General features: G+C 48.3%; 11 protein-coding genes. All 11 read right to left on the bottom strand.

Features of this window, described 5'->3' with window-relative positions; genetic code table 11:
- Positions 1-56 precede the first annotated feature (56 nt).
- Positions 57-2,051 (bottom strand): nucleoside-diphosphate sugar epimerase/dehydratase, encoded by a 1,995-nt coding sequence (locus MHH62_RS07815; protein WP_339233030.1) that lies wholly within the window; start codon positions 2,049-2,051, stop codon positions 57-59.
- 74 nt (positions 2,052-2,125) lie between these two features.
- Positions 2,126-3,148 (bottom strand): glycosyltransferase family 4 protein, encoded by a 1,023-nt coding sequence (locus MHH62_RS07820; RefSeq protein WP_339232775.1) that lies wholly within the window; start codon positions 3,146-3,148, stop codon positions 2,126-2,128.
- Positions 3,148-4,101, bottom strand: a complete 954-nt coding sequence (locus MHH62_RS07825) for an SDR family oxidoreductase (RefSeq protein WP_339232776.1) — start codon at positions 4,099-4,101, stop codon at positions 3,148-3,150. Before MHH62_RS07825 ends, MHH62_RS07820 begins: the two co-directional genes overlap by 1 nt.
- A gap of 9 nt (positions 4,102-4,110) precedes the next feature.
- Complete coding sequence (wecB, locus tag MHH62_RS07830; RefSeq protein ID WP_339232777.1) at positions 4,111-5,238, bottom strand: UDP-N-acetylglucosamine 2-epimerase (non-hydrolyzing); 1,128 nt, start codon at positions 5,236-5,238, stop codon at positions 4,111-4,113.
- Positions 5,231-6,241 (bottom strand): polysaccharide biosynthesis protein, encoded by a 1,011-nt coding sequence (locus MHH62_RS07835; RefSeq protein ID WP_339232779.1) that lies wholly within the window; start codon positions 6,239-6,241, stop codon positions 5,231-5,233. Before MHH62_RS07835 ends, wecB begins: the two co-directional genes overlap by 8 nt.
- A 15-nt stretch (positions 6,242-6,256) precedes the next feature.
- The gene (locus tag MHH62_RS07840) at positions 6,257-7,114 is read right to left on the bottom strand and encodes an SDR family oxidoreductase (RefSeq protein ID WP_339232780.1); all 858 of its coding nucleotides are present in this window, start codon (positions 7,112-7,114) and stop codon (positions 6,257-6,259) included.
- Between the two features lie 11 nt (positions 7,115-7,125).
- Positions 7,126-8,349, bottom strand: a complete 1,224-nt coding sequence (locus MHH62_RS07845; RefSeq protein WP_339232782.1) for a glycosyltransferase family 4 protein — start codon at positions 8,347-8,349, stop codon at positions 7,126-7,128.
- 28 nt (positions 8,350-8,377) lie between these two features.
- On the bottom strand, positions 8,378-9,523 hold the full coding sequence (locus MHH62_RS07850) for a glycosyltransferase (protein ID WP_339232783.1): 1,146 nt from the start codon (positions 9,521-9,523) through the stop codon (positions 8,378-8,380).
- A complete protein-coding gene (locus tag MHH62_RS07855) occupies positions 9,516-10,439 on the bottom strand; it encodes an NAD-dependent epimerase/dehydratase family protein (RefSeq protein WP_339232784.1) in 924 nt (307 codons plus the stop codon). The genes MHH62_RS07850 and MHH62_RS07855 overlap by 8 nt, the downstream gene beginning before the upstream one ends.
- A 48-nt stretch (positions 10,440-10,487) precedes the next feature.
- The gene (locus tag MHH62_RS07860; protein WP_339232785.1) at positions 10,488-11,618 is read right to left on the bottom strand and encodes an EpsG family protein; all 1,131 of its coding nucleotides are present in this window, start codon (positions 11,616-11,618) and stop codon (positions 10,488-10,490) included.
- A gap of 1 nt (position 11,619) precedes the next feature.
- The gene (locus tag MHH62_RS07865) at positions 11,620-12,891 is read right to left on the bottom strand and encodes a hypothetical protein (RefSeq protein ID WP_339232786.1); all 1,272 of its coding nucleotides are present in this window, start codon (positions 12,889-12,891) and stop codon (positions 11,620-11,622) included.
- Positions 12,892-12,898: the final 7 nt, after the last annotated feature.

Consider the following 12,898-nt stretch of genomic DNA (forward strand, 5'->3'; position numbering starts at 1 on the left):
CTAACTTAGGTGATGTTTGGGAGGTGTCAAAGATGGGTGAGTAACAGGGTGTTAACTCACGGCTCCAGGCGACGTTGCTGGTAGATCCAGTCGACGATTTCGCCGTCAGGGGAATAGCCGCTGACGGTGTCGCGCAAGAGTTGGCGCACGCGGGTGTAATCGTCCTCATCCACAGCCGTAAGCAGCTCCGTCAGCTTTTCTTTGAGAGTTTCCCATGACAAATGATCTTCGTTGGCACTCATGATCATTGGGTGCTGGGTAGCGACAACGTTGTCACCAATCAGCAACTCTTCGTAAAGTTTTTCACCGGGACGCAGGCCAGAGAACTCGATTGCGATATCACCATGAGGATTCTTTTCGGAACGAACACTCAGGCCGGAAAGATGAATCATTTTTTCGGCCAGCTCGACAATCTTCACCGGCTCGCCCATGTCCAGCACAAATACATCCCCTCCCAAGCCCATAGAGCCTGCCTGGATTACCAACTGGGCCGCTTCAGGTATCGTCATGAAGTAGCGGGTGATCTTTGGATGAGTGACCGTCAGCGGGCCACCAGACTTGATCTGCTTGTGAAAGAGCGGAATCACTGAGCCGGAGGAACCCAGTACATTGCCAAAACGAACCATCGTAAAACGGGTTTTGTTGACGCGAGAGATGTTCGACTTGTCACCGAACAGTACGGGAGCCGGTTCACGACTGAGCGCTTGTAGGGTCAATTCAGCCAAACGCTTGGTACTGCCCATGACATTTGTTGGGCGTACCGCTTTGTCGGTGGAGATCAAAACAAAGTTGGACACCCCCACCTGAAGCGCGGCCTGGGCAGTATTAAGCGTGCCGATCACATTGTTCAACACGCCTTCGGCGATGTTGTGCTCAACCATTGGCACATGCTTATAAGCTGCGGCATGGTAAACAGTGTCTACGCGCCAGGTTTTCATGACATCTACCAGTTTTGCTTGGTTACGCACCGACCCGAGGATCGGCAATAGCTTAACTGGCAGTGACTCACGAACAACGCGTTGCTCAAGCTCTGAAAGGATGCTGTACAGATTGAATTCGCTGTGTTCGAACAACAGCAGCGTCGTTGGACGCAAGGCGAGAATCTGACGGCAAAGCTCTGAGCCGATCGATCCCCCCGCACCGGTCACTAGGACATTTTGCCCCTTGATACAGTGCTCCAGAAGATCGGCCTGGGCAGGTACTGCATCGCGGCCCAGCAGGTCTGCGATATCGACTTCCTGGATATCGTCTACTTTGACACGACCACTGGCCAAGTCCATAAAACCTGGAACGCTTCGCACATGGAGCGGAAAGCCTTCAAGAAAACCGAGAATTTCACGGCGGCGGCCACGGTTGGAGGATGGGATCGCAAGCAGGATTTCTTGGGCTCCGGTAGCGTCGATCATGCGTTGTATATGCTTGGGTTTGTAGACTTGCAAGCCTGAAATAACACGATCAGTGATGCTGACATCATCGTCAATAAAAGCTACCGGCCGCATCACTCTGCCCATGCGCAATGCTGCGACCAACTGGTTGCCCGCAGCACCTGCGCCGTAGATTGCAACCCGTGGCAGACCATCATCGCGACTCGTAAACGGCACATGCTGCGATGCTGCGAACCAGTCGCCCAGGAAATACTGACGCATCGCCAAGCGCAAACCACCGACCATGATCAGGCTGAGCCACCAGTAATTGAAGATGATGGAGCGTGGGACGACGTTCTGGTGGTTGCTGTACCAATAAACAACGACGCCCAAGATCAGCGCAGACAAGCTGACGGCTTTGATTATCGCGATCAAGGCATCGTTGCCGAAATACCGCATGACCGCTCGATACATTCCAAAACGGATAAACAGCGGTATCGAAACCACCGGAGCGGTCAGGAATAACCAAAAATGCTCACGAATCGGATTTGTCATTTCGTCCACCCCGAGACGAACGACAAAGGCGAGCCATAACGCGCCCCAAACCAAAATGAAGTCAGTGACCACCTGCATCAACCGTTTTTGACGACGAGGTAATCCCAACAAGAATATCCGCAACTTATCCATAACCTTTTCGCTCACCTCGTGCCGATCCTCAGGATGGCAAAACACATGTCCATAGCAACGGCTATAAAACGAACTTATGAAGCACTTTCTTCAAGTTGTCCCGCACGGAATCTAATCGCTAATACAATCAAGGGGACGTACGCCACCATGGTAGCCGTGAAGCCGTCCAGCTTGAATATTACAACAGCGAGCGCCACGGGCAGCAACCACAGCAAGTTGATAGCCGCAACCGCAAGCGTAACCGGTAAGTGTTTGCGGTAATGCCGAGACGCGAACTGATAAGCATGGCTGCGGTGGGCTTCGTAAACCTTGTCACCGCGAGCCAGTCTACGGATCAGTGTGAATGTAGCGTCGACAATGAAGACGCCCAATAGGATAAGCCAACCCCACAATAACTGCGCATCAACCCAGGCGGCTTGCAGCGAGATGCAACCGAGGGTAATCCCTAAAAAACCGCTTCCAGCGTCCCCCATGAAAATACGCGCGGGAGGGAAATTCCAATACAGAAAGCCAGCCACTGCCATGAAAAGCAGCATAGGCAACCAGAGCAGATCGACATAGCCACAGACGAAGTAGAGCAGGCACGCGCCAAAGCAAGAACACAATGCCTCTATACTCGCAACGCCATCGATACCGTCCATGAAATTGTAAAGATTGAGCATCCACACCAAGTAAAATGCAGCGATCAGGTGACCAATCCAGCCCAGATCGACGCCAAAACCAAACACTTGGACTTCAGGCAAGCCGCCCAGCCAATATAACGCCCATAGGGCAGCGCTAAAATGCCCAAGCAAGCGCCATCTCGCTGCAATGTGCCCATGGTCATCCATGAACCCCACGACAGCAACCAAGACGCCCGCTCCACCCACGCCAAGCAGCGTAGGCGTGGGTACCAGGTCAAACCAATTCAAAAAGGGCAGTGCCACAAGAAACGCTACGACCACCGCAACGCCACCACCTCGCGGGGTCGGAATTGAATGCGAACTGCGAGCATTAGGCACGTCCACCAGGCTTCGGGCCAGTGCGTATTTGCGCAAGGCAGCGGTCAAAAACAACGAAAGGACGGCTATCGTCGGCAGAAAAAACCAATACTTCATTATTTACGGTGCTCCTGGAATGCAGAAGCAGTATCTCGCAGCGCCTGATCAATACTCACAGGTGGTGTCCAACCCAATAGCTTCGTCGTTTTAGTGATATCCACTTGCAGCGAACCGCACAATCTTTGTGACAGAGACTTTTTACCCACTAATGATGCCCCCCATTCCAAGAGAGCACTGGGGACAGCTAACAAATAAGATGCTTTATTTAGCGCCGTCGCTATTTTACGCAACAATTGAGTGGTAGAGACATCTTTGCCGTCACTCACAAGGAAAGTCTGGTTTGCAGCAGCAGGATGCACAATACACACGCGGATAAGATCAACAAGGTTATCGATAAAAACCAAACTTCGGCTATTATGAATTGCACCAAACGGCAAAGGAATTCCTTTCTCTATCCACCGCATCATGTTTAAAAAGTTGGCTTTTACTCCAGGCCCATATACAAGCACTGGGCGAATGATCACTACTTCCATGTTCGTCGCCAACGCCAATTTCTGCAACGCCTGCTCAGCTTCAAGCTTCGATACGCCGTACGCATCCATCGGCGCTGGCGTACTATCGGCCTTGTAAGGAACTCCTTTCGGCGTACCTTCTCCATTAACCTTGATAGAGCTGATAAAGATGAACCGCTTGACGCCTGCCGCAGCAGCGGCACGTGCCAAGTTAAGCGTGCCCTCCACATTGACTTTGCGAAAGGCCTCCAGGGGGTCAGCCGACTTGTCGTTCATAACGTGCACGCGAGCGGCAGCATGAACGATTATGTCCATACCTTCTACCAATGGCGTAAATTTAGCCTCAGAACTAAAATCTTCTACAGTGCGAACTGTCGCCGGGCAGTGTGGAATATCTCGGCGGGCCGCTGCGTACAATTCGAACGAGGTCTTGCTAGCCAATACACTGACGAGCCTACCGCCAACAAAACCCGAAGCACCGGTGATCAGAACGCGCATGTAAGCCTCTTAAGTCTTTGACCAGACAGTACGATTAATGTAGTCGGTGTAGCTATGAACTATACGCACCACCTGCTTGGAAACCGGACCACCTAGATAGTCGTCGACCACAGGAATAGTTCGGGATGTACGGTCGTGTTGACTCGTTACCACTCGAACCGCATCCAAAATGCGCTCCGCGCGAAGTCCGCACATGATCAACGTACCCTCATCCATGCCTTCCGGCCGCTCATGAGCATTACGGATAGTTACCGCAGGGAAGTTCAGCAGTGACGCTTCCTCTGTGATAGTACCGCTGTCGGAGAGAACGCAGAATGAACTCAACTGAAGCTTAATGTAATCCAGCAAACCAAAAGGTTTGACAAATCGAATCAGCGGATGATCAAGCGACTCACCTAGCGATTCAAGTCGTTTTCGTGTACGGGGATGGGTCGAAACGATAATGGGGTAGTGATACGTGTCGGCCAGTGCCCGTAGAGAAGCGAGCAAGTCTCTCAGGTTTTCCGGAGTATCAACGTTCTCCTCCCGATGCGCACTGACAACGAAATACTTGCTGTCCTCCAGCCCCTCACGGGCCAGGATGTCAGATTCAAGAATACGTGGCATGTAATAGTCGAGCACTTCCTGCATGTGAGAACCAGTCTTGATGATGGTCTCCGGGCGAATTCCTTCCGCCAGCAGGTAACGACGGGCATGTTCCGTCAGCACCAGATTAATGTCGCTCAGATGATCCAGCACCTTCCGATTCAACTCCTCAGGTACGCGCTGGTCGAAGCAACGATTTCCCGCTTCCATATGGAACACCGGAATTTTTCTACGCTTGGCAGAAATGACAGCCAAGCAGGTATTAGTATCTCCGTACAACAACAAGGCGTCGGGCTTTTCTTTCTCGAACAGTTCGTCCGCCTTGTAAATGACTTCTGAAATAGTCTTGGCCGCGGAGTCGCCTGCCGCGCCGAGAAAATAATCAGGCTTACGAATTTCCAGATCATCGAAGAAAACTTGGTTCAACTCATAGTCATAGTTCTGACCGGAGTGAACAAGAATATGCTGAGTCTGTTTATCAAACTCGGCGATGACTCGGCTCATCTTGATCAATTCTGGACGAGTACCAACCAGCGTCATGACCTTAAGCATTGAGCTGCTCCTGAATGAAGTCCAGCTTCAACAGCAAGGACTTGATGCCCGAGACATCCAAGCGATGGGTATTATGTGAGGTGTAATCATCCAGAGCAGAGATTTCCGTCTCGCCCTCGACAAAATATTTCTTGTAGTTTAAATCCCGATTATCAGCAGGAATCCGGTAATAGCGCCCCATGTCCTCTGCCTTGGCCATTTCCTCCCGGGAAATAAGCGACTCATAGAGCTTCTCCCCATGACGAGTACCTATAACCTTGGTAGAAGCGTTGCTGGTGAACAGTTCCTTCAACGCCTGGGCCAAATCAGCGACGGTTGACGAAGGTGCCTTCTGAACGAAGATGTCACCTTGCAGTGCATGTTCGAATGCATGCAGAACCAAATCGACCGAATCCTCAAGAGACATAAGGAAACGCGTCATATTAGGATCAGTGACCGTCAGGTCATGTCCATCTTTCAATTGCTGAATAAACAATGGGATCACCGAGCCACGTGAAGCCATCACATTCCCGTAGCGGGTTGAACAGATCACCGGGCCGGACTGAGGTATGATCCTGGACTTGGCAACAACCAGTTTCTCAGCCATGGCTTTAGAAATACCCATGGCGTTGATTGGATAAACGGCCTTATCCGTGCTGAGAACCACCACACGGCTTACATTATTTGCTATAGCTGCGTTCAGTACGTTTTCGGTGCCCAGGACGTTGGTCTTAACAGCTTCCATCGGATAAAACTCGCATGACGGCACCTGTTTCAGAGCTGCCGCATGAAAGATGTAATCTACGCCGACCATAGCCTGGGAGACACTCGCATAGTCGCGAACGTCACCGATGTAGAATTTAACCTTGTCATTATTCAACAAGATGCGCATATCTTCTTGTTTTTTCTCGTCGCGACTAAATACGCGAATCTCTTTAACCTCAGTATCGAGAAAGCGTTTCAATACGGTATTACCGAACGAACCAGTGCCGCCAGTAATCATTAAAACTTTATTATCAAACATATAATCACCAAAATATTAATACTGAGAATGCATTTTTTCGATCAGAGCGGGCCAGGAAGGCGGGATATAACCCGTAGCACTCCTGAATCGATCAGAGTTCAACGACCTGTCGATTACCAGCTCATCATTCGGCTCAATCTCGATAGCCTTCTGGTAAACGCCCGACACCAGCTTCAGCAGCGAATATTTATCGATAGGTTCTGCTGAAACATGATAAAGCCCGTACAGCTCAGGGTTGGGAATGACATACTCAAGAATAATACGCGTGAGCTCAACCGTTGGAACCCCGGAAAAAATCGCACGAGAATAACCTTTGACAGGCGCAGTTTGCGAAAGAAACCAATCAATTAGCGACGATTGAGAATTCAATTCGTGCCCGATAATCGAGGTTCGCAACGTCACCGCGTGGTTCTGGTCAATAACTTCGCCAATAAACTTCGACTTGCCATAGAGGTCTTCGGCATCGGAAATATCACTTTCCAGGTACATACCTTTGCGGCCGGAGAATACGCAATCCGTGCTGATATGTATAAGGCGCGCCTTGGCCAATGCACAGATTTTCGACAGCCTGTGCGGCAGCATGGCATTGACCGGAAGAGTGGATAGCGGGTCTTTAGCGGAGCTCAATTGCTTAACCAAACCAACGCAATTGACGACAATATCCGGATTGAGCTGTCGGAACAGCTCAATCAGAGAGTCAGAGTCCAGTACATCTATACCAGAGACCAAGCGATCCTTCATGGTTTTATCAAAGCTATCCAGCCCTCTGATACTTCGAACAGTACCAAAAACAGACAGTGAATCAGACGCACTGAGCCCCCTGAAAACCGCGCTGCCGAGCATTCCACTTGCACCTAGTACTATTACACGCATTACAACACCTATTAGCTTGCGATACGGGTGGTCAAGATCTCAATCAAACGAGTTGCTTGAACATCCATATCGTAATTTTCATCGAAATAGTCTCTGCCTGCTTTTCCCATCTCTTCAAGCTGACCAGGAGACGAGGACTTCAGCAGGAGGATGGAATCCGCCAGAGCTTGGCCATCATCAGGTAGGCAGGTCACGCCGGCACCTGATTCCCGAATAACCCGAGCGCCTTCTCCCCGCAATGAGGCAATAATGGGTCGACCGGCTGCGAGATAGGCTTGCACTTTACTGGGCACCGTATAAGAAAAAATCTCCTCGTCCTTCAGCGAGACCAGCAGCACTGAAGCGCGAGAAAATACCTCCGGCATTGCATTCATTGGAAAGCGACCCGCCAAAATCAAGTTATCCAAATGATACAATATTTTTTGCTCCGCGACCCATTTTGCCATGCTGCCGCTGCCCACCAGAATAATCTTCAAGTCGGATTCGTTCTTCAATAGCTTGGCAGCTTCAACAATACTTCCCAGCGACTGGGCTGTACCTAAATTTCCCGCGAATACGACACTGAAAGCGCCCTCAAGCTCTTGCTGCAGCTCAACGGGAATCGAACCGGATGCGCCGTCACCCGAGGTATCGATACTATTAGGAAAGTAAACGAGCTTATCAGCGGTGGAATATTTTCGTGTAGGATCAAAAAAAGCGTGCGATTGCAACAAAAGCGTATCGCAAAATTTATAAATGCCCTTCACCATCAATCCAACCACACTGAGCGCGGTCTTATTCTTGACGAAACCGGTGGCAGACAAGCTTTCTGGCCACAAATCCTGCACCCAAACCGCGAGATGAGCTCGTTTGATCCACTTGAGAAGAATTGCGGGAATGACCTGAGTGATGGGCGAAGGCGCAAACACGACGATGACGTCCACGCGCTTACCCTTGAGCAACCTGGGAAAGTGCCATAAGCCTAAAAGCACAAAAGACAGATAATTCAGGATAAGGTTTTTCGCTCCACCATTACCCCTTGGATGAATAGGAATCCGCAATACTTCAATGTCATTTGAATACATTTCAGATTGGGTGCCACGTGCGGTGTAGCCACTATAAATTTCACCCTCGGGATAATTAGGCTTACCCGTAGCCACGGTTACTTGGTGGCCTTGACTGACAAGCTTTTTTGCCAAATCATTAACAATAAATGTTTCAGGCCAGAAATATTGAGAAATAAGTAAAATACGCATCGTTCGCGACACCTTTATAAAAAATTGACTACTTGACCTTATCTCTCAAAACGCGCTCTAATTTTTTTCCTACGTCCGCCCAGGTATAATTTTCTACTACAAATCTGGAAAGCTGTTCACCTAGAACCTTTAAGTCGTGCTGCTGAGTAATCTCAAGCAACCCGGTTTTCAAACTTTCCACGTCTGCCTCGACGACAACGCCTCCGCCCACATCAGCGACCTCGTTAAAGCCGCACTCTCTTGTGAGAAGCACTGCTGTTTTGCAAATGCCTGCCTCAAGTACAACTATCGACATCGCTTCCTGGCGCGAGGGAATGGCCAAGAACTCGGCAGCATGATAAATATCCGATTTTTCCGTCCCGCCCAAATAGCCGATAAAGTGTATCTTTCCTTCAACTTCTTTTTGCCTTGAAGCCTCAACAAGGTGCTGCTTCATACCGCCGTCGGGGCCCACGAAAACCAAGTCGTAACCACTAATTTGGTCACCGAGCTGCAGGTATGCTTCAAGCAGCAAGTCGGGTCCTTTGATCGGATTTAATCGGCCTACAAATAGTATGAACGGTCTATTCTCCAGACCATAACGCGCACGAATAGCTGAGACGTTATGGCTAGTAAAATCTTTAGGGTTTATGCCATTGTTTACGATCTGTATCTGATCAGGCGCCACACCGTAGGAGGAGAATTGACTTTTTTCGTCGGTCGTAATCGCGATAAAAGCGCTGGCATTCCTAATAATATTCCGACCGATTATGAAGTTATATAATCTCTTGAATTTCTGACTACGCCCAAAAAGTGGCAATGCGCCCGCTGGGCAAACGACATAAGGTTTGCCACATAAGCGCGCGACAAGATATACGATTGCGTTGAGAACAGTCCAATGCCCCATCAAGTGTACGATGTCGGCACTTCTTACTGCTCGAAAAACCTTAAGGAGATTAAGGCTAGGCACGTAGAAACGCTTGGACCAGCACGCAAGTTTTATTAAGCCAACGTTGCTAGCTAGCAGATCATCACTGACACCCGACAAATCACCTATATTCAATGTTAAAATTGAGCAAGTGTTACCTGCTTTTGCCAATGCCTTGGACATTTGCAACGTACGCTCTCCGGTACCGCCGCTGCTCACTGGATCTACGGACATATTCACATTCAGTATCTTCAGGACTTTATCCATTTTTCACAACCAACTCTAGGGCCATGGCGTCAACACCATAAAGAAACTCGAACCCAAATGCTTTTAACTTCTCGGCGGAGTAAATTACTTTTCCTGAGTTGCTATTACGGCCAAAAATTTTCCGTAAGTATCTCGGTAGCCAATGGGGCAGATATAAAACATCTTTTTCTCGATGATCATCCTCGACCCTACGGTAGGTACGGTAGGTATTCCAAACGCCCGCAACGGTGTTCAAAGGATCATCATCCCTAGACACGAAAAAGCACTCAGGCTTTTCAAACTCGTGGGAAATAAAAAATACGGCAGCAGCAGCCACATCGTGCGCATGCACCAAGTGAGCACATTCTCCGCCTTTGATGAAGACCTTGAGCCGGTTAGCTAACCCTCCCTCCTTCGCCATAACAAACACGCCCGGCTTATCACTATCAACCACGTTTGTAGGTCTCAACATCACCGTAGTAGTGCCTGGTTTGTGTTGTGCAACAAGCAGTTCTGCGGCTGCTTTAGTGACCTCATATTCGTTCTGAGGATTACATGGCGTGCTTTCATCCACAACGAGCGTATTGGTCAAACCTACAACCCCTGCACTACTGATGAAACAAAAGTATCTAATAGGCTGAGACTGACAGGCTGTAATAAGCGCCTCGGTGGCTTCGACATTGCTGGACTGCATCATGGAGACATCATGCAACTCAGCCGCACAATGGAATACTATATCAGCCCCAGAAACAAACCGATTCAATACCTCTTGATCACGAAGATCACCCGTAATATAAGAAAGCCTCGGCTGATCGATCAGTGCCTTACGAGTCAAGACGCGCACGCCATAACCTTCAGCAAGAAGATGGTCGACGATCTTCTTTCCCACCATGCCGGTACCACCCGTCACGCACGCTAGCCCTTTTTGAACGCTCATGCCTATACCACCCCGCCATTTATTCTGCTGAAGGTAACTATCATTACCCTACTGACCCGAGAAGATAGTTTGATAATCCCCTAGCACCGAGACCCCACCAGCGAGTGTATAAAATAAGTAACCATTGAACAAACCTGTCGAGGCGCCTACCAGCACGTATGACATCACGCGTTGTTTTGCATGATAATAAATATAATAAGGCACCAGTAAAACCATGGAAAATTGAAGTGCCAGTCCCAGACGATATAGCACATCGACTTGCCAACCTATAGACCATACAAGGGTCGATAAGCAATAAATAAAGAACACAATATAAAAACTGGATGGATCTGGTTTGCGCAATACTGCCTCAGAAAACGCAGCACCATACGCGCCTTTGAACCCCAACAAAAACAAAAATAAAAACAAGATACGTAGCGCCGCTGACACTATCGACCCCGTGCCGGCTGACACATAGAACTCATATCGCCCCCCGACGTAACTCAAAATACCACCTATGATTGCCGAGAAATCTACAACCAGCAAAAAACTGGAAATCATTAAAACAACCACGCCGAAATGAATTATCTTCACATTTTTCATGAGCCGATAACCGATAATAGTGGGAATAAATATAATCGCGGCAATATGCATAAAAGGCGTTGCGAGCAACAGTGCCCAAGAAAGTAACTTACGACGGTATACCAGCAAACGCATCAGCGCATAGAACCCCACCACCAGCGCCAAAGAGAAGCGTATATGGGTAAAAAATGTCGGCAAAAATAAACAATAGTAAATAAAGAGCGAATAAAAATAATTTATACTGTACCTGGTAATTACCCAGTATAAAAATAGAAAATTAATCAGTGCAAAAACAAATATTCCCACCTCTGGCGAGGCGCCTATGCTTGCTAACACTGATGCTACTAACGAGAAGCCTTTTTCAACACCCGACGTCTGCTCTTCGTAGTCCTGAAGATCAGACGCAAAATTGGACAGCGTCGGGGCCAGCTCAAAGTACTTTATGTAACTGTAATAGTCGTCATCAACGTCGCCCCCCCTAAGCCCTACGAATAAAACCAACGGTACGATACCTAGAATAAAAAACGCGCACTTCCTCAGACTTACATTACTTATCGCTAACTCTGCGAACGACAAAACTGATAAATACAACGCGACGAGCGAGTATGTATTAATCATCTCAGTTATACTTCTCAGTGTAGCTTGTTTTAACTAGCTTCGAGAGAATGCTTGTCATCACATAGCTCAACCTGTAACCCAGCCAAGAGTAATTGTGCACTTCTAAAGCCAGAGGGTCTGTAGCTTCGAACAGGCTCGAGAAGTTTGACACACAATGCTCCATTGAAAACAGTTCAGCCTTAAGCATGTGGCGACGCCCAAGAAGCTGCTTCTGCTCCGTAGAGAGGGAGGCAAACCCTTCAATCAAGTTAGCCACATCAAGCAACGGCAAGTCCAAACCTAGCTCATTATATGTAAACCCGGAAATATCCGAAAAATATCCGTACGTTTTTGAATCTGGAATTGATTCAATACCAATAATTGCAGGCACTCCAAGGGCAGAGGCTTCGATAATTGCAGTGCCACTACCGACAAATAAATCATAGTTGGTGACGACACGCGAGAATTCAGAGTATTTCAAGGTTCCCTTTAAAAATACCGGAGCACCAGAAGCACGAACTTTTTCGGTAACCTCGGCCTCAATATCTCCCCTGCCATAAACATCATAAGTGACCTCATAGCCTTTAGCGACGAGGTCAGCAACAACATCTATCATCCACAAATTATAAGTTTTAAAGTTGGTTAAACGACCAATTGAAATAATTTTTATACGCTTACCTTCAGAAAACTCATTCTTATTTTTCGACTGAACTACATCGACACCCAGTGGGAAGACGTTAGTTTCAGCGATATTTCGGGCCGTTTCTCCACATACTGTTTCTGCAACGCCCTCATTGAAGAAAGCAAGACTTCGGCTGCTCAATCCACTTAAAGCAGCACGGTTAATTCTTTCAAAGTAAGGAAGTGCGCGACCTTTTCCCCAACTGAATTCTTTCTGATGATAAAATCCTAAATTGACCCTGGCCTTCTTGTTGGAGGATTTAAAAATTTGTTGAGCAAGCAGGATGCCCAGACCTTCAGTAGCGTGTACAAGATCCACTTCCAGCGCTAACTTTTCCATTGCGGCCGAACTAAGCTTAACTAACATTTTCAATGGCACAGGCAGCTTCTTGGCGAGCGACCTAAAATTATAAGCTACATACCCAGAATAAAAATCTACCTTGGCACTGCGTTCCAAACGAGCAAGAAGCTCTACATCACAGTGATGGCGCTCACATAAGAAAAGAAATCGAAAATTATATTTGGATTGATCATAATTTTCGGCCAACCGGCAGTAAAAGGTTTCAATCCCACCCACCTGAAGCCCACGATAAATAAAAAGCACGGTTTTCATGTCAACC

It is taken from the genome of Pseudomonas sp. FSL L8-0168, from assembly GCF_037976155.1.
In the GTDB taxonomy this organism is placed as follows: Bacteria; Pseudomonadota; Gammaproteobacteria; order Pseudomonadales; family Pseudomonadaceae; genus Aquipseudomonas; species Aquipseudomonas paracarnis.